Source organism: Bradyrhizobium sp. BRP22, from assembly GCF_020194175.1.
In the GTDB taxonomy this organism is placed as follows: Bacteria; Pseudomonadota; Alphaproteobacteria; order Rhizobiales; family Xanthobacteraceae; genus Bradyrhizobium.
Window position 1 is genome coordinate 38,298 of record NZ_JADYVX010000035.1, and the last position, 22,779, is coordinate 61,076.

Genomic DNA, 22,779 nt, shown 5'->3' on the forward strand with positions numbered 1-22,779 from the left:
CCATGCGTATTCTGCTCACCGGTTCCTCCGGCTGGCTGGGGCGCTTCCTTGCGCCGAGATTGCGGCAAGCGGGCCATCATGTGACGGGCCTCGATATCGTCGCGGGCGAAGCGACTGATGTGGTCGGGTCGGTCGCCGACCGCGCGCTCGTCGAGCGGGTGTTCGCCGACTACGGCATCGAGGCCGTGATCCATGCGGGCGCCCTGCACAAGCCCGATATCGCGCGCTTTTCGCCGCAGGCATTTGTCGATGTCAACGTGTCGGGCACGCTCAATTTGCTGCAGGCCGCGGTCGCCGCGCGTCATGATCGCTTCATCTTCACCTCGACGACCTCGTTGATGATCTCGCAGGCGATCAGGGAAGGCGAGGGACATGCTGCAGTGTGGCTCGACGAGACGGCGGGGCCGCTCGAGCCCCGCAATATCTATGGCGTGACCAAGCTCGCCGCCGAGGGACTGTGTCGCATCTATAGCCGGGAGCACGGGCTGAACTGCGCCGTGCTGCGCACCGGCCGCTTCTTTCCGGAGGAGGACGATACCGAGCGGGGCTTCGAAGGCGAGAATCTCAAGGCGAACGAATTTTTGCATCGCCGCCTCACCGTCGAGGACGCCGCGGACGCGCATCTGGCGGCGCTCGACAGGGCCAAAGGCTTCGAGATCTTCGTCATCAGCGCGCCGCCGCCTTTCGCGCCGGCCGAGGCCGAGGCGCTGAAATCGGACGCCGCAAGCGTGATCGCGCGCCATTTCCCCGATGCGGCAGCGCTCTACGCCAGGCGAAACTGGCGGTTACCGCACAGCATCGGCCGCATCTACGATCCCGCCAAGGCCGAGCGTCTGCTCGGCTTCCGCGCCCGGACCGATTTCGCTGAAGTGCTGGAGGCGCTGCGGGCCGGTGCGCCGCTTCCCTTCGCGCATGATCCCGACTATGTCTCGCCGTCCACGAGGTTGCAGCATGGCTGATTTCCACGGCGTCTTTCCCTACCTGGTTTCGCCGCTCGATCCCGCCGGCCATATCCGCAGCGAGGTGCTGGGCCGGCTGTGCGATGACCTGATGAAGGCGGGCGTGCACGGATTGACGCCGCTCGGCTCGACCGGCGAATTCGCCTATCTCAACAATGCGCAACGCGCGCAGGTGGTGCACACGACCATCGAGGCGGCGGGTGGCCGCGTGCCGGTCGTTGCCGGCGTCGCCTCGACCTCGACGGCTGATGCGGTGGCGCAGGCCAAAACCTATCAGAAGCGTGGCGCCAGCGGCATTCTCGCGATCCTCGAAGCCTATTTCCCGCTGCCGGATGCGCAGGTCGAATCCTATTTCCGCGCCATCGCGGACGCGGTCGACATTCCCGTGGTGATCTACACCAACCCGCAATTCCAGCGTTCTGACCTGACGCTCGACGTCATCGAGCGCCTCGCCGCCCATCCGCGCATCGGCTACATCAAGGACGCCTCGACCAATACCGGCCGGCTGCTGTCGATCATGAACCGCTGCGGCGACAACATCAAAGTGTTCTCGGCTTCCGCCCATATTCCCGCGGCGGTGATGCTGATCGGCGGGCTGGGGTGGATGGCGGGCCCCGCCTGCATCATCCCGCGCCAGAGCGTCGAGCTCTACAACCTCTGCCGCCGCGGCCGCTGGGACGAGGCGATGGCGCTGCAGCGAAAGCTCTGGCGCATCAACGAGGCCTTTGCCCGCTTCAACCTCGCCGCCTGCATCAAGGCGGGCCTCTCGATCCAGGGCTACGACGTCGGCGACCCGATCCCGCCCCAGGCGCCGCTGACGAAAGAGCAGCGCAGGGTGGTGGAGGCCGCGCTGCAGGAGATCGGCTCTTAGCTGCCGCTCTCTCCACGTCATTGCGAGCCAACGGGTCGCGCGAACGCGCGCCCGTTGGCTCGCAATCATGAATGGAGGGGGCCGCAGGGCATTCCCGATCGCGCTGGATTGAAAGAGCGTGACGAAAATGTTCGTTTTAAGCAGTCAATTGGCTCCCCACATTCGTTATGAGACACAACGAGAAAGGGACCAGCCATGAAACTCGCAGCAATGATGCTGGCGACTGCACTTGCTCTCTCGAGCACAGCGGCGCTGGCGCAAACAGCCGGAACTGCCGGATACGGGGCGGTCGTCGGGCCGTCAGTGGGATCGTATTATTGGCCATCGGTTGGCTCGACAAACGCGGTTCCCACCTGGAGGAATACGACAAATGCCGGCCCTCTGCCTGGTCGGCTGCAGTCGGGTAGTGCATCGATCGGCGCTTCCACGCTTCGCAGGTAGGCCGCCTTAGAGTGGGCAAAGGCGCGCTTGCGCCGTGCCCACCATTTCATGCTCCGCTCGTGAAGGTGCTCGCTTCGCTATGCGAACCCTGCAACTCTGCGGTTCACACCGCACGTAACCCCTCTGGCGTCTCGCGGATCAACGCTTCGAGATCGCGCTGCTCCAGCGTCTCCTTCTCCAGCAGCTTCTTCGCCGCGCGGTCGAGCACTGCGCGCCGCGCGCTCAGGATGCCCTGCGTGCGCTGGAACACACGCTCGACGATGTCGCGCACCTCGTGGTCGACGACAGCAGCGGTCTCTTCCGCATAGTCGCGTTCGGGCATGGGGTAGGGCCGGTCGGCTCCGGCCAGGAAATTGCCGGGCTCGCGGTCATAGGCGATGCTGCCGAGCTTTTCCGACATGCCATAGCGCGTCACCATGCTGCGGGCGATGTCGGTCACCCGGCGCAGGTCGTCGGCGGCGCCGGTGGAGAGATGGTCGAACACGATCAACTCGGCGACGCGGCCGCCGAGCAGCACCGCCATCTTGTTCTCCAGTTCCTCCTTCGTCATCAGGAAGCGGTCTTCGATCGGACGCTGGATGGTGTAGCCGAGCGCGCCGACACCGCGCGGAATGATCGAGACTTTGTGCACGGGATCGACGCCCGGCAGCGACAGCGCCACCAGCGCATGGCCCATCTCGTGATAGGCGACGATCTCGCGCTCCTTCGGGTTGAGCAGCCGGTTGCGCTTTTCCAGCCCAGCCACCATGCGCTCGATCGCATTGTTGAAGTCGCTCATGGTCACGGCCTCGCCGCCGCGGCGGGTCGCCAGCAGCGCGGCCTCGTTGACGAGGTTGGCGAGATCGGCGCCGGTGAATCCCGGCGTCAGCGCTGCAACCGCCTCGAGATCGACGCCCGGCGCAAGCTTCACCTTCTTGGCGTGGACGTTGAGGATCTCGGTGCGTCCCTTTTTGTCCGGGCGATCGACCAGCACCTGGCGGTCGAAGCGGCCGGCGCGCAGCAGCGCGGGATCGAGGATTTCCGGCCGGTTGGTGGCGGCGAGGATGACGAGGCCGGAGCGCGAGTCGAAGCCGTCGAGCTCGACCAGGAGCTGGTTCAGCGTCTGCTCCTTCTCGTCATGGCCGCCGGCGAACGGGCCGATGCCGCGGGCGCGGCCGAGCGCGTCGAGTTCGTCGATGAAGATGATCGCGGGCGCCTTCTGGTGCGCCTGCTGGAACAGGTCGCGCACGCGCGCCGCCCCGACGCCGACGAACATTTCGACGAATTCGGAGCCGGAGATCGAGAAGAAAGGCACCTTGGCCTCGCCGGCGACCGCCTTGGCAAGCAGCGTCTTGCCGGTGCCGGGCGGGCCGACCAGCAGCACGCCCTTGGGCATGCGGCCGCCGAGCCGGCCATAGTCGGTCGGGTTCTTCAGGAAATCGACCACCTCGCGCAATTCGTCCTTGGCTTCGTCGACGCCGGCCACATCGCTAAAATTCACGCCGGTGTCGGCCTCGACATAGATCTTGGCCTTGCTCTTGCCGATCGCCATCAGCCCGCCGCCGAGACCTCCACCTTGCGCGGCGCGCCTGGCGATGAACCACCACAGGCCGAAGAACAACAGCACCGGCATGACCCATGACAGGAGATCGCGCAGGAACGTGCTCTCGATCTGCCCGGTGAAGCGGACATTATGTTTCTCGAGCTCTTGCGCGACCTCCGGATCGACGCGCGTGGTGATGAACTGCTTCTGTCCGCCAGGCAGCGGCTCTTTCAACGTACCTTGAAGCGTGCGGTCTGAGATGCCGACGCTCTCGATCTTTCCCTCGCGCAGCAATTGCTGATATTCGCTATAAGGGATAACGGCGATCTTGCTGGCGGTCGTGTATATGTACTGAATAAGCATGACCGCGAAGATCGCGGCGACCGCATATCCGATATTGAAACGCGTCTGCTTGTTCATGACCGCCCTCCGATCAACACCGACATGGGCCGCTGCAAGCGTCGGTCCATGGCCTTGGACGTGCCCCGCGGGCAGCCGACAATTTACCGTAATGGGACAACTAGCGCGCCACGGCCGGGTTTCAACCCTCCGCGCGACAAATGGCGCCGGGTCGCCAACGCGAAAAAAGCGCTAGAGCATGATCCGGAAAAGTGGAGACCGGTTTTCCGAAAAGATCATGTTCCAACAAAGAGATGAGATCGTGATCCGATTTGTGTAATCGGATCATGTTCTCATGCGACGCTGTGGTCAGTTCACGTAGCAGAAACCTCCTGCCAATTGTCGCGTTTGTTGCCAGGAGATCCGATGCCGATGAATCGTCGCTATCTTGTTGTTCTCGCTGTGGTCGCGGCCATTTTGGCGGCTATGACCCTCAGCAATATTCGCAACGCGCCGTGGACTAGCTCGGCCGCCCGCTCGGTCGAGCAGCGCGGCCCGCTTTCCGATGCCGAGCGCGCCAATATCGAGATCTTCGAACGGGTCTCGCCTTCGGTCGTGCAGGTGGCGGCGCAGTCCGCCGCCAACCCGCTCAGCGAGGAGTCGGAAGGCGGCGGATCATCGGGGACCGGATTCGTCTGGGACAATGACGGCCATGTCGTCACCAACAACCACGTCGTGCAGGAGGCAAGCGTGCTGGCGATCCGCTTTGCCTCGGGCGAAGTGGCGCGCGCCGAGCTTGTCGGCACCGCGCCGAATTATGACCTGGCGGTGCTGCGGATCAGGAGCGCGCGCACGCTGCCGCCGCCGGTTGCGATCGGCAGTTCTTCCGACCTCAAGGTCGGCCAGTTTGCCTTCGCAATCGGCAATCCTTTCGGGCTCGACCAGTCGATGTCCAGCGGCATCATCAGCGCGCTCAAGCGGCGGCTTCCGACCTCCACAGGGCGCGAGATCGCCAACGTGATCCAGACCGATACCGCGATCAATCCCGGCAATTCCGGCGGCCCGCTGCTCGATTCCGCCGGAAGGCTGATAGGCGTGACGACGGCGATCCTGTCGCCGTCGGGATCGAATGCCGGGATCGGCTTTGCCGTCCCCGTCGACATCGTCAACCGCGTGGTGCCCGAACTGATCCGCAATGGCCGCGTGCCGACGCCGGGTATCGGCATTGTCGCCGCCAGCGAGGCAGTTGCCACTCGCTTGGGCACCGAAGGCGTCATCGTCGTGCGCACGGCGCCCGGTTCTCCGGCAGATCGCGCCGGGATCCGCGGCGTCGATCTTGCCTCAGGCAATCTCGGCGACGTCATCACGGCCGCCGACGGCAAGCCGGTCCACCGCCTCTCCGACCTGACCGATCAGCTCGAGCAGATTGGCGCCGGGAAGAAGGTGAAGATCAGCCTGAAGCGCGGCTCGGAAACGCGTGATGTCGATGTCGACATCGTTGATATCGGCCGCACGCAATAAAATTCCCGTCATTGGTCTGCGAGTAGTCACTCGTCCTTATGCGTGGGCGGGATGGCGCGTCTGCGCCCGTCTGCCGTCGGTTGTCTCGCGGGAAAAATCCGTTAAAACGCGCCATCCCAAGAAGACTTTGAAGGACGAACTGATGAACATTCTTCCCGGCAATTTGCGTTTCGGTGCGGGCCAGCCGGTCAAGCGTTTGGAAGACCAGAGACTGCTCACCGGGAAGGGACAGTTCATCGACGACAAGCCGGAAGATGGCGCGTTGTGGCTGCATGTGCTGCGCTCACCACATGCCCACGCCAGGATCGTTTCGATCGATGCCACGGCGGCCAAGGAGATGCCCGGCGTCGAGGCGGTCTATACCGGCGCCGATCTCGTGGCCGACAACATCGGCACCATCCCGACGCTTGCTATCTTCAAGCGGCCGGACGGCTCGCCGATGACGGTGCCGCCGCGCCGCCTGCTCGCGCATGAAGTGGTGCGCTTTGCCGGCGAGCCGGTGGCGGTCGTGGTCGCCGCGTCCCGGGTGCTGGCGCAGACCGCATCGGAAGCGATCGTGGTCGATTACGAGGTGCTCCCCTCGGTGGTCGATCCGCTCGAGGCGATCAAGCCCGGCGCTCCTTTGGTGTGGCCGGAAGCGCCCGATAACATCGTCGCCGCCATGAGCTATGGCGATGCCGCCAAGGTCGAGGAAGCCTTCGCGAAAGCGGACCACGTGGTCTCGCTCGATCTCGTCAGCCAGCGCCTGGTGCCGTCGGCGATGGAGCCGCGCTCGACCATTGCCGAAATCGAGAAGAAGACCGGCCGCCTGATCCTGCATGTCCAATCGCAGACACCGGCCTCGACCCGCGACGTGCTGGCGGACGCGGTCCTGAAGCGGCCGAAGGAGAGCATCCGCGTGCTGGTCGGCGATATTGGCGGCGGCTTCGGCCAGAAGACCAATCTTTATCCGGAGGACGGCATCGTCGCCTATGCCGCGACCAAGCTGAACAAGAAGATCCGCTGGCGCGGCGACCGCACCGACGATTTCGTCGGCGGCACCCATGGCCGCGACCTCACCTCGACCGGGGAGTTCGCGCTTGATGCCAAGGGCCGTGTGCTGGCCTATCGCGTGCGCTCGATCGGCGGCACCGGCGCCTATTCCTCCGGCGCCGGCAACATCATTCCGCTGGTGCTCGGCCCGTTCGTGCAAACCGGCGTCTACGATCTGCCGCTGGTGCATTTCGAAGTGAAGTCGGTGATGACCCACACCGCACCGGTCGGCGCCTATCGCGGCGCGGGCCGGCCGGAAGCGGTGTTCATCGTCGAGCGGCTGTTCGATGCCGCGGCGCGCCAGATTGGCACGGATCCGCGCACCATCCGAAAGGTGAACTACATCAAACCGGCGCAACTGCCCTATACCAACGCGGTCGGCCAGGTCTATGACTCCGGCGCCTTCGCGCACATGCTGGAGCGCGCGTCCGATCTCGCCGACTGGAATGGCTTCTCTGCCCGCAAGAAGGCCGCAAAGAAGAAGGGCCTGCTCTACGGCCGCGGCCTGACCAGCTATATCGAATGGACCGGCGGTCGCGCCCACACCGAGAAGGTCAGCCTGCATGCGACCGCGGAGGGCCGCATCATCCTGCATTCCGGCACCATGGCGATGGGGCAGGGCCTGCAGACCACCTACACCCAGATGATCTCGGACACGCTCGGCATTCCCCTGGACAAGATCGACGTCGTGCAGGGCGATACCGATCTGGCCACCGGCTTCGGCAGCGTCGGCTCGCGCTCGCTGTTTGTCGGCGGCACGGCCGTGGCGGTCTCGACCAACGACATGATCAACAAGGCGCGCGAAAAGGCGTCCAATGCGCTGGAAGCCTCCGTCGAAGACATCGAGTATCGCGACGGCTTTCTCACCGTGGTCGGCACCGACAAGCGCGTCAGCCTGTTCGAGATCGCCAAGAAGGAAGACGGCGCGCGGCTCTCTGTCGACAGTCAGGGCGAGGTCGACGGGCCGAGCTGGCCGAACGGCACGCATATCTGCGAGGTCGAGATCGATCCGGAGACCGGCGTCACCCGCGTGGTGCGCTACACCACGGTTGACGACGTCGGCGTTGCCGTCAATCCGATGCTGGTGACGGGCCAGATTCACGGCGGCGTCGCGCAAGGTATCGGGCAGGCGCTCTATGAGAGCGTCGCCTACAGCGATGAAGGCCAGCTCCTGACCGCGACCTATCAGGATTATTGCGTGCCGCGCGCGGCCGACGTGCCGCCGATCGTGGTCACGCTCGATCCGTCCGCGCCGTGCAAGACCAATCCGCTCGGCGCCAAGGGCTGCGGCGAATCCGGCGCGATCGGCGGCCCGCCCTGCATCACCAACGGTGTGATGGACGCACTGAGCGAACTCGGCATTTCCCAGCTCAATACGCCGCTGACGCCGGCAAAGGTCTGGCAGGCGATTCAGGACGCCAAGGCCAAGGCCTAAAGCTCCATTCTCTTCTCGTCATTGCGAGGCGCGCAGCGAGGAAGCAATCCACGCCTCCGCAAGTGGCGTCATGGATTGCTTCGCTTGCGCTCGCAATGACGGGTGCGAGGCGTAGCCCGGGTGGGCCGCCAGCGCGAGAAGAAGAGCAACGAGATCTAATCTATCCCCTCACCCTGAGGAGGCCGCGCAGCGGCCGTCTCGAAGGGCGACGCCACCGGCGGGGCCTGATGGTTCGAGACGCGCTGCGCGCTCCTCACCATGAGGGTCTGAGAGCGGGCAAGTGCAGCCCGGGTTGCGCTTCGCTTCACCCGGGCTACGAAATCGCCTCGCGGCGCGGGAATTTCTGGCAACGAAATCTGACCCCCGGACTCTTGCGGGATTCGCGCGAATCAAGCCCAATGGTTGCGCTAAGCGATGACTCAATTGGAACTTGAGAGACGAAGGCATGTCCGCTCGCGTAATCGTCATTGGCAATGAAAAGGGCGGCTCGGGGAAATCGACCGTCGCCATCCATGTGGCGGCCGCGCTGATGAAGTCGGGTCAAGCGGTCGCCACGATCGATCTCGATACCAGGCAGCGCAGCTTCACCCGTCTGATCGAGAACCGGCGCGCCTGGGCCAGGCACCTGCAGCGCGATATCGGCGTTCCAGAACATTTCTGTTTCGGCCAGCTTGCATATCCTTCCGCGGAAGAGGAGACGGCTGGCTGCAAGGCGCTTGAGGAGACCATCGGCACATTGGCCGGCCGCTATGATGTCGTCGTCATCGACACGCCCGGCCATGACGACTATTTGTCGCGGACGGCGCACGCGCTGGCAGACACCCTGATCACGCCGCTCAACGACAGCTTCGTCGATCTCGACGTGCTCGGCACCGTGCACCCCGAGACCTTCCACATCATCGGCACCAGTCATTACGCCGACGTGGTCGAGGAAGCCCGCGGCCGCCGCCGCGTGGCGCATCACGGCGCCATCGACTGGATCGTCTTGCGCAACCGCCTATCCGCGCTCGGCTCGCGCAACAAGCGCCTGGTCGGGGACGGCCTGCAACAGCTTTCGCACCGGTTGCAGTTCCGCTGCGTGGACGGTCTCGCCGAACGCGTGATCTTCCGCGAATTTTTTCCGCGTGGGCTCACCGCTGTCGACGATCTTGACGAACTCACGCTCGGCACGCGCCCGACCATGTCGCATGTCTCCGCGCGGTTGGAGATGCTGAAGCTGATCACGACGATCGGGCTCGGCAACGCCGTGACCGCGGGCGAGATGGCCGACAGCCTCCAGGCCGTCGCGGCGGCCTGAACCAATTTAAACTAAACCCCCGTCATCCTCCGGTCATTCCGGGATGCGCCTTCTTGGGCGCAGGCCCGGAATCCATCCGGCCGCATTCGCGGCGGCGAAATGGATTCCGGGCTCGCGCTGCGCGCGCCGGAATGACAAAAACGTGCGGCTTCACGCCGCCGTTCTGCTACGTTAGACGGCAAGCAGCAGACCGGGAGAATTGCGATGCGGAAATTTTGGAGCGTGCTGGCGGCGCTGGCGACATTGAGCCTGACCAATTGCGGCTACAACGCGATCCAGACCAATGACGAGCAGGTCAAGTCGAGCTGGTCGGAAGTGGTCAACCAGTATCAGCGCCGCGCCGATCTCGTGCCCAACCTTGTCAATACCGTGAAGGGTTTTGCGCAACAGGAAAAGGACGTGCTGCTCGGCGTCACCAATGCGCGCGCCAAGGTCGGCAGCATCCAGGCGACGCCGGAAGTGCTGAACGATCCCGCCGCGTTCCAGAAATTCACGCAGGCGCAGGGCGAGCTCACGGGCGCGCTGTCACGGCTGCTGGTCGTCACCGAGAACTATCCGCAGCTCAAGTCCGATGCCCTGTTCCGCGATCTGGTGTCCCAGCTTGAAGGCACCGAGAACCGCATCACGGTGGCGCGCAACCGCTACATCAAGTCGGTGCAGGACTATAACGTCGGCATCCGCACCTTCCCGAACAATCTGACCGCGATGGCGTTCGGCTACAAGGAGAAGCCGAACTTCACGGTCGAGAACGAAAAGGAGATTTCGGTCGCACCGAAGGTCGACTTTGGTCCATCGCCATCGCCATCGCCGTCGCCGGCGAAATAGTCCAACGCGCGATTCACTTCCGATGAATGCTGCACGCGCTATCCTGCTTGCGCTGCTGGTGGGCTGGATTTTTCCAGCCTTCGCCGAAGTCGCAGTGCGGCCGCTCACCGGTCGCGTCGTCGACCAGACCGGAACGCTGTCGTCGGGCGACATCGCCTCGCTGACGCAGACGCTCGAGGATCTGGAGAAGCGCAAGGGCAGCCAGATCGCGGTGCTGATCGTGCCGACCACGGGCGATGAGACCATCGAGCAGTTCTCGATCCGCGTCGCGGAGGCCTGGAAGATCGGCCGCAGGAAAATCGACGACGGCGCATTGCTCGTCATCGCCAAGAACGACCGCCATCTGCGCATCGAGGTCGGCTATGGCCTCGAAGGCGTGCTCACCGATGCCACCACACGGCGCATCATCGACGAGATCATCACGCCGAAATTCAAGACCGGCGATTTCGCAGGCGGCGTCGCCGCCGGCGTCAACCGGATGATCCGCCTGATCGACGGCGAGCAACTGCCGGCGCCGGAGCCGGAACATTGGCAGGCGCCGAACGTCTTCAACCAGATCGATCCTTTCAATCCCTTCGTCATTGTCGGCATCTTCGTGCTGGGCTCGTTTCTGCGGACGATGCTGGGCCGGCTGCTCGGCGCCGCCGCCACCGGCGGCATCGTCGGCTTGTTCGCCTGGCTGCTTGCCGGTTCAGTCGCCGCAGCCGTGCTGCTTGCGATCATCGCCGTGGTCGTCACCTTGCTCGCCGGCAGCTGGGGTTGGGGCGGTCCAGGCAATTATCGCCGCGGCGGCTGGCCGGGCGGCGGTTATGGCGGCGGCTGGTCCGGCGGCGGCCGTTCGCGCGATAGCGGCGGCTTCAGCGGCAGGGGCGGCGGCTTTGGCGGCGGCGGCGCATCGGGGAGCTGGTAGCATGGACATCCGGCGCATCGGCAGGCACCTCGTCGAACACCGCTGGCGGGTGCAGCGCCTGTTTCCGCCGCGCGTGCTCGACGCGATCGAGCAGGCGATCAAGGCAGGCGAAGCCGCCCATTCGGGCCAGATCCGGTTCGTCGTCGAAGGCGCGCTCGACGGCGTGCCCTTGTTGCGTGACCAAACTGCGCGCGAGCGCGCGCTCGATGTGTTCGCGCATTTGCGCATCTGGGATACCGCGCACAACAACGGCGTCCTGATCTATCTCCTGCTCGCCGACCGCGACGTCGAGATCGTCGCGGACCGCGGCATTCACGCCAAAGTGGGCGCCGAAGGCTGGGAGGCGATTTGTCGCACGATGGAGGAAGATTTTCGTGCCGGCGATTTCGAGCATGGCGTGATCAAGGGCATCGAAGCCGTTTCACGCGAACTGGCCCGGCATTTCCCACAGCAAGACCGCGGTCCGAACGAACTGCCGGATGAGCCGGTCGTGATGTAGGGGCGCGAAGCGAACGCGGAATGACGTGCGGATCGGCGTCTCAATACCGCTGCAGTTCCGGTCATGTCCGGTTCATCCGGTCTTCCTCAAAATTGACGTCATCTGCCTCAGAGTCAGTGCGGCACATCGTGATGGCCCCGGAAAGTTCCTTAAATTTCGGTAAGGGCTCCTGCCAGTAACGAATTCGCATGCAATAAAAGTTACCAAATGGTCAACCTAATCTGGAGATTTTGAACGTGAGTGACCAAGAGCCCGCCCCGATCCAAGCTGAGGCCGGAGCCAGCGGCGCCGGGCCGGCCGCTCCGTCCGCCGCAAGCGCACAAACCGCGCCTGCGTCTTCGGCCGACATGAAGGCGCCGGAGATCGCGGCCAACCAGGAAGAGACGTCTCCCATCGCGGACGATCCGAAGCCTGAGGCGCCGAAGTTCGAGGCGCCGAAGCATGATGCTCCCAAGTTCGAAGCGATCAAGGCGGAAGCGCCCAAGGTCGAGCCGCCCAAAGTCGAGCCGACCGCGCCGGAGGCACCGCGCACGCCCGGCAAGCTCATGATCATGTCGCCCGGCGATCGCATCTGGGACGACGAAGGCGTGGCCGCCAAGTCCGCCAATGACGAGAAGCCGGCATCGTCAGGCAAGCGCCGCTTCGCCGCGATGGCGGCAGTCGTCGTGCTCGCGACCGCGGCAGGCGCGATCGGCGGCGCGCTCGCCACCGCAGGCCTCGGCTATTTCACCAAGCCCGCGGTAGCAGCAGCGCCTCCGCCGAAGGACACCGCGCTCGAAGCCTCGATCGCGCGCATCGATGCCGATGTCACCGCGCTGAAAGCCGGGCTCGAGCACGCTTCCAAGACGGGGGCGAGCCAGTTCAACAAGACCAGCGACCGTCTCGACAAGCTCGAAAAGGCGCAGGCCGAGCCGGCCGCGAAGCTCGCCAAGCTCAGCGACACCGTCGAGAAGCTGAAGGCCGCTGCAGCCGCGCCGGCCCCGGTCGCCGCGGCTCAGCCCGCCGCAGCCAGGGACGTGACCGGCAGCGTGACGCCGCCGGCGACGACGGCCGCTGCCGCGGCTCCGAAGCCCGAGATCGGTCGGCTGCCGACGGTGGAAGGCTGGGTGCTGCGCGACGTCAGTAATGGCGGTGCATTGATCGAAGGCCGCCGCGGCCTCTACGAGGTCTATGCCGGCGATCCCATTCCCGGCCTCGGCCGCGTCGATGCGATCCGCCGCCAGGACGGCCGCTGGGTCGTCGTCACCAGCAAGGGCCTGATCGTCGCGCGCTAGCGATCTCATAGCCCGGGTTGCGCTTCGCTCCACCCGGGCTACGTCCTCACCGCGATGTGAGGCGGCTTTTGACTTGAATACGCCGCATCACGCGGTGTTAGTGGGGCATGAGCCGCGCGCTGCGTTTTCTTGTGATCCTGCTCGCCCTGTCGTGCGGCGCCTTGGCGGCGCGTGCCGCGGAGGACAAGCCGCTCGAGCGGGGCGCCGCGATCACAGATCCATCGGTGCTACGTGATCTCGATCGCGGCCGGTTCGGCCTTGGGCGCATGCTGTCGCCGCAGCGATCGACCGATCTTCCGCTCGATGACGCCGAACTGTTCGCGCTGCCGTCGATGGCGCCGATCCGCGCGGCGATCGATCGCGAGTTCGATCGCTACATCGCAAGGCACCAGCAAAACCTTCCGAACGAAACCATCGGCGTCGGCGATAGCTTCGCCTTTCAGCTATTCGATCGCGCGCAGCTCTACTCCGCCGCAACGCGCTTCGTGCTGGCCGGCATCATCAACCGCATGGACCGCGCCTATGTATCGTCCGATAGCTGCGGCGAGATCCGCCTGATCTATCGGCTGACGCGCGTCGATGCGCCCGTGATCGGCGAGAACGCGGTCTCGCAGCGGCTGCCGATGACGCTCAATCTGGTCCTGAAGGCGAAGGGCGAGGGCGCGCACGATCGAAATGGCGCCGCGATCACTTGCGGCGAGATCGCGCGGCGCTGGCTCGCCATTGGCGACGCCGCCTCAATGGATCCTCAAAAGCTCATCGGCAAGGACGGCCCACTCGACCTCATCGACAATCGGAATATCGAGCAGATCGAGACCAACCTGCAGATCGCCCACGCGCCGAAATCGCCGACCCGCGATTTCCGCACCGACTATCTCCTGAAGGTGTTCAACTATATCGGCGACGCTGGCCGTTTCGAGGAAGCGCCGCTGGAAAACCAGATCGACCGCGATCGCATCCTGGCCGACGCGAACCTGAAACGCGAGTTCAAGAGCTGGCTGCTCGACGCCAGGCATTTCGCCGAGCTCGACCGCGGTACGATCCTGATTCCGGAAAAATTCCTCGCGAAGGCTGCCATCGCACCGACGCCGGCGGGATTCGACGTCTCGGAGCTGCAGCCCGAATATGGGATGATGAAGGGTGAAAGCAGTGCGGCTGCATTCGATGACAATGACATCGTCGGCGCGCTGAAGAAGGCAGCGGAAGACGGCACCAGGCTGCAGAACATCCGCTCGGTCGCAGGCTTCGAGCGCCGGCTCAACGATGTTACCTGCGCCGGCTGCCACCAGACCCGCGGCATCGGCGGCTTCCATTTCCCCGGCGCCGACTGGCTGGCGGCCAAGCCGTCGAACACGACTGTGGTGCCGGCCTCGCCGCATTTCTTCGGCGACCAGGTCCGCCGCCGCGACATCCTGGCCGCGTTCGCCCGCGGTGCCGAACCCGATTTCTCCCGCGGCTTCTCCAACCGCCCGCAGCTGCGCGGCAGCACCGAGCTTGCCGGCACCGAATATGAAGACGGCTGGGGCGCCCATTGCTATCAGCAAAGCCCGAAACCTGCCGACAACGACCGCAGTTTCCGCAACTGGACCTGCGCCGAGGGTCTCGCCTGCCAGGTCGCCGGCAAGACGTCGCGCATGGGCATGTGCTTCATCAAGGGCCGGTAAAGCGGCCCCAACCTCTCGCCAGCGATAAGAGGAGAAGAATGGTACGCGTTCGATTTACGCCACTGCACCCGCAGCGCGCAGCCTGCTGATCGCAGCCTCGTCATAGCCCGCCTGCCGCAGGATCTCATCGCTGTGCTCGCCGACTTCCGGCGGCTTGCGCGGCTGCACCTTCTTCTCGCCGTCGATGAAGATCGGGCTGTTGACGGTCAGCATGGTGTCGTTCTCGAACCGCACCAGCACCTCATTTTCGATCATCTGCTTATCGGTCGGGATGTCGTCGAGGATGCCGACCACGCCGAACACCAGCCCACTGCCGTCGAGGATCTTGCGCCATTCGGCGAGGTCCTTGGTGGCGAAGATCTCATCGAGGATCTTGATCAGTTCGACCGAGCGCGCATGGCGGACGGCCTTGGTGGCGAAGCGCTCGTCGGCGACGAGATCCTCGCGGCCGAGGCAGCGTGCCAGCGTCGGCCATTGCCGCTCCTCGTTGAGCAGCGACAGGATGATCCAGCGGCCGTCCCTGCATTTGTAGTGATTGGTCACGGCGTTCAGCGCCTCTTCGCGCGGCTTGCGCTTGGAGAATTTCGCGCCGCAGAGTTTTGCCTGCGCCAGCACGCTGTTGGCCCAGACGCCGTTCGCCATCAGGTTGGTCGAGACATGCGAGCCCTTGCCGGTGCGCTCGCGCTTGAACAAAGCGGTGACGATCGCGCCGTAGAACGCCATCGCGCAGGGGTGGTCGCCCATGCCGGCGACGGAGCGCGCCGGCGTGGTGTCCTCATCCGCGCGCACCAGATCCATCAGGCCGGAGCGCGCCCAATAGGCGTTGCTGTCGAAGCCCGGCTTGTTGGCTTCCTCGCCCTTTTCGCCATAGCCGGTGAAGGAAGCGTAGATCAGGCGGTCGTTGAGATGGGCGAGGTGGTCATGAGTAATGCCGAGCTTGGCGCGCACCTGCGGCGGCATGTTGGTGATGAAGACGTCGGCTTCGGCCACGAGCTTGTAGAGCACCGCCTGCGCCTCCGGCTTGGTGAGGTCGAGCGCCAGGCTCTTCTTGTTGCGCGCCTCCAGCAGCCAGGCGAAATTATGCTCGGTGTGGGGATAGCCGGGCAGGTTCGGCAGATTGCGGTAGGGATCGCCGGCCCCGGGCGGCTCGATCTTGATCACGTCGGCGCCGAAGTCGGACAGCACGGTCGCGGCCGCCGGAGCCGCAATGAAGCTCGCACAGTCCAGAACCTTCAAGCCTTCAAAGATGCCTTTTTCCATCGTGCCGTCGCTCCCGTGACGTTTGTTGCTGTTGTTCGTGAGGTGGAATTACCGCTGCCGATGATCCCGAGGAGGGGGCATTTGACCCATGTCGGGTGCGGGATGCAACGGCTGTTTGGGCCGTCATTGCGAGCGAAGCGAAGCAATCCATTTCGCCGCTTGCGGAGGCATGGATTGCTTCGTCGCTACGCTCCTCGCAATGACGAACGGCGCTACTCCCCGCCCGCCATCAGCGCGGCATTGCCGCCGGCGGCGGCCGTGTTCACCGTCACGGTCTGTTCGGTCGCAAACCGCGCCAGGTAATGCGGGCCGCCGGCCTTGGGTCCGGTGCCTGAGAGGCCACTTCCGCCGAACGGCTGCACGCCGACGGCGGCGCCGATCATGTTGCGGTTGACATAGATGTTGCCGACCGCGAGGCGCTCGACAATGTCTTCCACAGCGTCATCGATGCGCGAGTGGATGCCGAGCGTCAGCCCGTAGCCCGTTGCCTCGATCGCGCGCAGCACGTCTCCAAGGTTTTCGGCGCGATAGCGCACCACGTGCAGGACCGGGCCGAACACCTCCTCGGTGAGCTGGCCGGCGCTCGCCAGTTCGAAGATGTGCGGGGCGACGAAATTGCCCTCCGGCGCGGTGCCGGCGAAATGGACGCGGGCCTCTCGTTTCATCCGCGCGATGTGCGCGTCGAGCCGCTGCTTCGCCTCGGCATCGATCACCGGTCCGACATGGGTCGAGGGATCGCTGGGATCGCCGAGCTTCAGTTCGCGCGCGGCGCCCGCGATCATCTCGATCGTGCGATCGGCGACGTCGTCCTGGACGAACAAGAGCCGCAGCGCCGAACAGCGCTGTCCGGCCGAGCGGAACGCCGAGGTCACGACATCGTCGGCGACCTGCTCGGGCAGCGCGGTGGCATCGACGATCATCGCGTTGATGCCGCCGGTCTCGGCGATCAGCGGCACGATCGGGCCGTCTTTGGCAGCAAGGGTCCGGTTGATCGATCGCGCGACTTCGGTCGAGCCGGTGAAGACGACGCCTGCGATGTCCGGATGCGCCACCAGCGCCGCGCCGATCCGGCCATCGCCTTGCACCAGTTGCAGGGCGGAAGCCGGCACGCCCGCCGCGTGCAGCAGCGCGACCGCCTCCGCTGCGATCAACGGCGTCTGCTCGGCCGGCTTTGCCACCACCGAATTGCCCGCCATCAGCGCTGATGTCACCTGGCCGAGGAAGATCGCCAATGGAAAATTCCACGGCGAGATCGCAACGAAGACGCCGCGGCCGCGCAAGACGAGCAAATTGCTCTCGCCGGTCGGTCCCGGCATCGCCTCGCCGTCGCCGAACAGCTTGCGGCCCTGGGCGGCGTAGTAGCGGCAGAAATCGGTGGCCTCGCGTACCTCAGAGAGCGCGTCATCCAGCGTCTTGCCGCCTTCCCGCTGCAACAGCGCGATGAAATGCGGATCGCGCTGCTGCAACAGGTCGGCGGCGCGTTCGAGGATTTTCGCCCGTGTCTCGGCCGGCGTTCGGCTCCAGCGGCCAAAACCGCCGCGTGCGGTGGCGACTGCTGTTTCCGGCCTAGCCTCGCTGCTTGCCGCTGTTGGCAATGTCACGGCGCCGATCGCTGTCAGGAGACCATTCAGCGCGGCGCGTTCGCCGAACTCGATGCCGCGCGAATTCTGCCGCTCGGGCCGATAAAGGTCCCGCGGCAGCGGGATGTTTGGATGGCGCGCATGCTCGGCCGTGCCGATGATGTCGGCCGGCCGGCGCAGCAGCGCCTTCACGGGCACGGCCTCATCGGCGGCGAGCGCGACGAAGGATGAATTGGCGCCGTTCTCGAGCAGGCGCCGCACCAGATAGGCGAGCAGGTCGCGATGGCTGCCGACCGGCGCATAGGTGCGGTGGGCGATGTCGGGACGGTCCTTGGCAAGCTGCGCATAGAGCGCCTCGCCCATGCCGTGCAGGCGCTGGAATTCGAAGCTGCCGCCGTCGCCGGCCAACTCAAGAATGGTCGCAACGGTGAGGGCGTTGTGGGTCGCAAATTGCGGAAACAGACGCGGCCGCAACGCCAACAGCTTTCGCGCACAGGCGACGTAGTTCAGATCGGTCATCGCCTTGCGGGTGAAGACCGGATAATCGTCGAGCCCGCGCTCCTGCGCGCGCTTGATCTCGGTGTCCCAATAGGCGCCCTTGACCAGCCGCACCATCATCCGCCGGTCCAGGCTTTGCGCAAGCTGGCTGGCGTAGTCGATCACCTCGCCGGCGCGTTTCTGATAGGCCTGGATCGCGAGGCCGAAACCGTCCCAGCCGGCAAGCGCGCCGTCGGCGAACGCCGCGGCAATTCCGTCAAGCGACAATTCCAGCCGATCGGCTTCCTCGGCATCGACGGTGAAATTCAAATTGAACGCCTTGGCCTGCCGCGCGAGCTCGATCAGCCGCGGTACGAGCTCACGCATCACGCGGGTCTGGCTCACCGCCTCGAAACGCGGATGCAGCGCGGAAAGTTTGACCGAGATGCCGGGCCGGTCGGGCAGTGGGCGACTGTCCGCCGCGCGCCCGATCGCCTCGATCGCGCGCGCATAGGAAGTGAAATAGCGTTCGGCATCTTCGGCGGTGCGCGCGCCTTCGCCGAGCATGTCGAAGGAATAGCGCGGCTTGTGCGCGGAATGCGAATTCGCCCGCGACAGCGCCGCCTCGATGGTCTCGCCGAGCACGAAATGGCTGCCCATCAGCCGCATCGCCTGCCGCGTGGCGGCGCGCACCGCCGGCGCGCCGAGTCGCTTGGTCAGTCGGCCGATCGTGCCCTGCGGCGTCTCGCCGGGCTGGATCACCCGCGCGGACATGCCGAGCGCCCAGGCCGAGGCATTGACCAGGAAGGCGGCCGACTTGGTCTCGTGATTGACGAAATCGCCCTGCGCCAGCTTGTCCTCGATGAACTGGTCGGCTGTGCGCGCATCCGGCACGCGCAGCAGCGCTTCCGCCAGCACCATCAGTGCCAGACCCTCCTTGGTCGAGAGCGCGAATTCCCGCAGCATGTCCTCGATGCCGCCGAGCGGATCGTCATTGGTGCGGATCGCCTCGATCAGCCGCGTCGCGGTGGCGTCGATCCGCGCTTCCTGCGCTGCGCCGAGCCGCGCATCCGACAGCAGGCGCGATGCTATCGCGACATCATCAGGCGCGTAGGCGGCGCTGAAAGGTGGAAGAGAAGCATATTCGACTGGCATGGCGTTTTCCTCAGACCCATCAGAACCTTACTTCCATCCGAACCGTGCTTCGATAGACAAATTCGTCTATATGGCGTAGAAAATAAGGCTACATAGTAGATATGGTTGATATATGCCGGAGTTGGACAAAATAGACCGCAAGATCCTCGAAATCCTGCAGGACGATGGCCGAATCGCCAATGTCGACCTGGCGGAGCGCATCGGCCTGTCCGCGACCTCGATCGGCGAGCGGCTGAAGCGGCTGCAGCGCGAGGGATTTGTCGAGGGCTTCGGCGCACGCCTCAATCCGCATCGTCTCGGCCTCGGGCTGCTCGTGTTCGTCGAGGTGATGCTCGACAAGACCACGCCTGACATCTTCGAAAAGTTCGCACACGCTGTGCGGGCCGCGCCGGAAGTCCTGGAGTGCCACATGGTGGCCGGCGGCTTCGACTATCTGGTCAAGGCGCGCGTCGCCGATATGGGCGCCTATCGCCGCTTCCTCGGAGAAAGCCTGCTCGCACTGCCGGGCGTGAAGGAGACGCGCACCTACGCCGTGATGGAAGAGGTCAAGCGCGACGCGCCGCTGCCGGTCCCCTAGCAGTTTTACGTAGCGAGATATGATCCACAGGTCCCTGCGCGCCGTATTGGCAGGATCGGAGCGTCACGCTAATCCTTGCTTCCTCTTTGGGCGCAGGCGCATGAGCAATACCGATCGATCGAAGCACCGCGGCACAGGCGCGACGCTTGCAGGCGTCTGCACGGGGCTGCTGGCACTCTTTGCCTATCCTGCCGCTTCCGCCGAGATGAGCGCGGCGGTCGAGGCGCTGTATACGTCGGTGTCGATTTATCCGCCGTCGGCGAGCTCGATGACGGTCTGCTATGGCTTCGTCTGCCGGCGCCGCGAGATTCTGGATTTCACTGCCGCCGATCGCGCCGCGCTGACGCAGATCATGAATGCGGGCCGCGCCTCCGCTGCGGCCGAGCGTGCTGCAGTGCAAAAAGCGGTCACGTGGTTCGATCGTCGCATGGGCCCGATCATCGGCACCGACAAGCGGGTGGCGAAGGCCGATTTCCGCTATTTCGACGACAAGCACAATTACGATTGCTGGGACACCACCCGCAACACCACGAGCCTGCTCCTGGTGCTGCAGCAGTGGAATCTGCTGAGGCATCACACAGTCGGCGACCCGCATTATCGCGGCAACACGCTGGTGCTGCAGACGCCGCACAACACCGCGGTGCTGGTCGAGCGTGCCACCAAGGTGGAATGGGCTGTCGATCTCTGGCCGCGCGGCTATCTGCAGCCGCCGGATGTCATGCCCGTCACCAAATGGGTGACGGAGGACTGAAAGTGGCCGACGCGCGGATGCGCGCGCTCAGCTCCTTGTGAACGCTCCCTCTGCTTGCAATTTATTCGGGCGTCACTCCCGGACGCATCCCCGAGAGTGCGACCTGTGCCGATAATGCTAGACTTTCAAATTCTCCGCCGATGTTCGGCCGCGGTTGGCGATCTCGTCGTACTCGACCGACTGCCCTTCATTGAGAGTGGTAAGGCCGGCCTTCTGAACCGCTGAGATATGAACAAATATGTCCTTGCCGCCCGCCGCAGGCTGGATAAACCCATAGCCCTTGGTCGGGTTGAACCACTTCACAGTACCTTTAGCCATTCACGTCGTCTCCGGCGGAAATCAAATAATTAAACGAACCGGCCGGTCCCCGCACACCCCGGCATGTTCGCAAGGCAGGATAACGCAGATTGCGTCGCGCTTGGTAGCGCAAAGCTCACGCGCGATTTTGGCGGAAACACGCCGTTTCGCGGCGGTTTTGTGCCGTTTTGCCTATTTGGCACTCATTCCCGTGGAAAAGGTCCGCCAATAGCGGCAAGCCCAAGGCGGCTGGCACAGCCGGGTTTTGCAAACCGGCGCTCGCGATCAATGCACGCCGACGTTGATGATGCGCCAGCAATCGCCGAAGGACGTTATTGGCAGGTGATAATCAGGCCGCAACGACCCGCTCGCCGTTCACCAGCGACGACAGCGTGCGCGTGTCGCTGACCGTGCGCACGGTCATCGGCTCGTTGCGACCGCGGATCGCGACCTCCTGTTCGGGCAGCGCATCGGCGGCAAGGGCCGCCGTGATGCGCACCTCCTCGGAGAAGATGGCCTCGCAGCCGAGGATCTTGGTCATGTCCTGCAATCGTGCGGCGACATTGACGGCGTCGCCGAGGGCGGTGAACACCATGTGGTCGCGGTAGCCGATATCGCCGACGATCACCTCACCGCCATGGATGCCGATGCCGAAGCGGATCGGCTCGGGCAGGTCATGGCTCAGGAACTGGTTCAATTCCTCGATGTTCTTCCCGATCTCGGCCGCCGCGCGCAGCGCCTGCCGACAGGCCTGCTGCCGGCTGGTGGCGAGCCCGAACAGCGCCAGCATCCCGTCGCCGATGAACTGGTTGGGCTGGCCGCCGTTTTCGAGCACCGCCTGCGAGACCGCGCTGAGAAAGCGGTTGACGATGAAGACCGTATCGAACGGCAGCCGCGTCTCCGCAAGCTGCGTCGAGCCGCGCATGTCGACGAACAGGCTGACGAGATAGCGTTCCTGCCCGATCCGCGTCGGGTTCGACGCATGCGCATTGGCCGACATCGTGTGCGGGGTGAATAGCTGGAAGAAGGAGAGATCGGTGGTCGGCTTGAGCTGGCAGGCAAGCCGGATCGAGGGATCGGCCGATCCGACCCGGCCGAGCACGAAAGCCTCGCGCGGCGAAGGCTCGGGCAGCGCGCTGCAGTCGCCGATGATGCGGATGCGGCAGGTCGAGCAGCGCGCACGGCCACCGCAGACCGAGGCATGCGGCACGTTGTGGCGCAGGCTCGCCTCCAGCACGCTCAATCCCTTGGGCACGCGGACGGTGCGGCCATTGCCGTAGGACAGTCTGATCATGCCGCCGCGCCGTTCGAGAATGGCGCGCGCGCCGCGCGCGAGCAGCGCCAGTGCGAGCAGGCCGACATAACCAATCGTCATGCCGCTTGTGATGCGATCGAGCATCTCGGCCTGCTGCAGCGTGCCGACCTGTTGCGCGGACAGATTGTCGTGCCGCCATTCGGGCTCCGTGCTGTCGGCGATCACCGCGCGTCCGCCCTGATAGATGCCGAGCACCGCCAGCGTCGGGATCAGCACGGCGGCCGCGAGCAGGAACGGCGCCGCGCGCTTGAAGAAGCTGCGCAGCCTCAGCCAGAAATAAAGCCCGATGCAGCCGTGCACCCAGGCGATGACGAGCACCGCGAGCATCGGCCACAGCCTTTGTTTCGCGCTGATGAAGAACAGATAGAGTTCCTGCGGATAGAGCTTCTCGTGGCCGTACAGCGTCTGCCCGAGCCGTATGCCGACGATATGGGCGATGATCAGAAAGGGGATGCTCAGGCCCAGCACGAGCTGCAGCGGCTCGATCGCCTTCCAGCCGAACTGGCGGCGCTGATACAGCGCCCAGATGCCGAGCCCGGAGTGCACCAGGCAGGCGCCGTAGAAGATGACGGCGACGGGCGGAAATTGCCAGAACGCGATGTGCCAGTCGACGCCCCAGGCCAGCGCCTCCGGCGAGATGTTGCCGAGCGCGTGATTGAGGAAATGGCTGACCAGATAGGCAAACAGGATGGTGCCGCTGGCGAGCCGAACCTGCCGCAAGCCGATGCCGCGGAAAAATTCCCGTAACTGCTCGCGCGCAGAGGAGGCCATGTGATCC

General features: G+C 64.8%; 17 protein-coding genes. 12 read left to right on the forward strand and 5 right to left on the reverse strand.

The window, feature by feature from the left end; translation table 11 throughout:
* The first annotated feature begins 2 nt into the window (after positions 1-2).
* Both I6F35_RS31495 and I6F35_RS31500 read left to right on the forward strand, forming a co-directional pair.
* On the forward strand, positions 3-959 hold the full coding sequence (locus tag I6F35_RS31495; RefSeq protein WP_225121533.1) for an NAD(P)-dependent oxidoreductase: 957 nt from the start codon (positions 3-5) through the stop codon (positions 957-959).
* The gene (locus I6F35_RS31500) at positions 952-1,830 is read left to right on the forward strand and encodes a dihydrodipicolinate synthase family protein (protein ID WP_225121534.1); all 879 of its coding nucleotides are present in this window, start codon (positions 952-954) and stop codon (positions 1,828-1,830) included. The genes I6F35_RS31495 and I6F35_RS31500 overlap by 8 nt, the downstream gene beginning before the upstream one ends.
* A 544-nt stretch (positions 1,831-2,374) precedes the next feature.
* On the opposite strand, the gene ftsH is transcribed toward I6F35_RS31500, so the two are convergent.
* The gene (gene ftsH / locus I6F35_RS31505) at positions 2,375-4,213 is read right to left on the reverse strand and encodes an ATP-dependent zinc metalloprotease FtsH (protein WP_225121535.1); all 1,839 of its coding nucleotides are present in this window, start codon (positions 4,211-4,213) and stop codon (positions 2,375-2,377) included.
* 351 nt (positions 4,214-4,564) lie between these two features.
* Between ftsH and I6F35_RS31510 the strand changes: the two genes are divergently transcribed.
* From I6F35_RS31510 to I6F35_RS31545, 8 genes are all read left to right on the forward strand, one after another.
* Entirely contained in the window at positions 4,565-5,653 is a 1,089-nt protein-coding gene (locus I6F35_RS31510) for a trypsin-like peptidase domain-containing protein (protein WP_225121559.1), read from the forward strand.
* Between the two features lie 142 nt (positions 5,654-5,795).
* On the forward strand, positions 5,796-8,120 hold the full coding sequence (locus I6F35_RS31515) for a xanthine dehydrogenase family protein molybdopterin-binding subunit (RefSeq protein WP_225121536.1): 2,325 nt from the start codon (positions 5,796-5,798) through the stop codon (positions 8,118-8,120).
* 445 nt (positions 8,121-8,565) lie between these two features.
* On the forward strand, positions 8,566-9,417 hold the full coding sequence (locus tag I6F35_RS31520) for a division plane positioning ATPase MipZ (RefSeq protein ID WP_225121537.1): 852 nt from the start codon (positions 8,566-8,568) through the stop codon (positions 9,415-9,417).
* A 204-nt stretch (positions 9,418-9,621) separates the two neighbouring features.
* Positions 9,622-10,242 (forward strand): LemA family protein, encoded by a 621-nt coding sequence (locus I6F35_RS31525; protein ID WP_225121538.1) that lies wholly within the window; start codon positions 9,622-9,624, stop codon positions 10,240-10,242.
* Between the two features lie 22 nt (positions 10,243-10,264).
* On the forward strand, positions 10,265-11,152 hold the full coding sequence (locus I6F35_RS31530; protein ID WP_225121539.1) for a YgcG family protein: 888 nt from the start codon (positions 10,265-10,267) through the stop codon (positions 11,150-11,152).
* A gap of 1 nt (position 11,153) precedes the next feature.
* The gene (locus I6F35_RS31535) at positions 11,154-11,651 is read left to right on the forward strand and encodes a TPM domain-containing protein (RefSeq protein ID WP_225121540.1); all 498 of its coding nucleotides are present in this window, start codon (positions 11,154-11,156) and stop codon (positions 11,649-11,651) included.
* Between the two features lie 230 nt (positions 11,652-11,881).
* Positions 11,882-12,925 (forward strand): hypothetical protein, encoded by a 1,044-nt coding sequence (locus tag I6F35_RS31540; RefSeq protein ID WP_225121541.1) that lies wholly within the window; start codon positions 11,882-11,884, stop codon positions 12,923-12,925.
* A gap of 107 nt (positions 12,926-13,032) precedes the next feature.
* Complete coding sequence (locus tag I6F35_RS31545; protein WP_225121542.1) at positions 13,033-14,589, forward strand: hypothetical protein; 1,557 nt, start codon at positions 13,033-13,035, stop codon at positions 14,587-14,589.
* A 54-nt stretch (positions 14,590-14,643) separates the two neighbouring features.
* On the opposite strand, the gene I6F35_RS31550 is transcribed toward I6F35_RS31545, so the two are convergent.
* Both I6F35_RS31550 and putA read right to left on the reverse strand, forming a co-directional pair.
* Positions 14,644-15,849: a CoA transferase gene (locus I6F35_RS31550; protein WP_225121543.1), complete on the reverse strand. Its 1,206-nt coding sequence runs from the start codon at positions 15,847-15,849 to the stop codon at positions 14,644-14,646.
* Positions 15,850-16,061: 212 nt separating this feature from the next.
* Positions 16,062-19,061: a bifunctional proline dehydrogenase/L-glutamate gamma-semialdehyde dehydrogenase PutA gene (putA, locus tag I6F35_RS31555; protein ID WP_225121544.1), complete on the reverse strand. Its 3,000-nt coding sequence runs from the start codon at positions 19,059-19,061 to the stop codon at positions 16,062-16,064.
* Positions 19,062-19,173: 112 nt separating this feature from the next.
* Between putA and I6F35_RS31560 the strand changes: the two genes are divergently transcribed.
* Together I6F35_RS31560 and I6F35_RS31565 are read left to right on the forward strand one after the other, a co-directional pair.
* Positions 19,174-19,638, forward strand: coding sequence for an Lrp/AsnC ligand binding domain-containing protein (locus tag I6F35_RS31560; protein ID WP_225121545.1), 465 nt, complete (start codon positions 19,174-19,176; stop codon positions 19,636-19,638).
* Between the two features lie 205 nt (positions 19,639-19,843).
* Entirely contained in the window at positions 19,844-20,389 is a 546-nt protein-coding gene (locus tag I6F35_RS31565) for a hypothetical protein (protein WP_225121560.1), read from the forward strand.
* A gap of 117 nt (positions 20,390-20,506) precedes the next feature.
* Here I6F35_RS31565 and I6F35_RS31570 read toward each other — a convergent pair whose 3' ends face one another.
* Entirely contained in the window at positions 20,507-20,707 is a 201-nt protein-coding gene (locus I6F35_RS31570; RefSeq protein WP_225121546.1) for a cold-shock protein, read from the reverse strand.
* A gap of 328 nt (positions 20,708-21,035) precedes the next feature.
* Positions 21,036-22,772: an adenylate/guanylate cyclase domain-containing protein gene (locus tag I6F35_RS31575; RefSeq protein WP_225121561.1), complete on the reverse strand. Its 1,737-nt coding sequence runs from the start codon at positions 22,770-22,772 to the stop codon at positions 21,036-21,038.
* Positions 22,773-22,779: the final 7 nt, after the last annotated feature.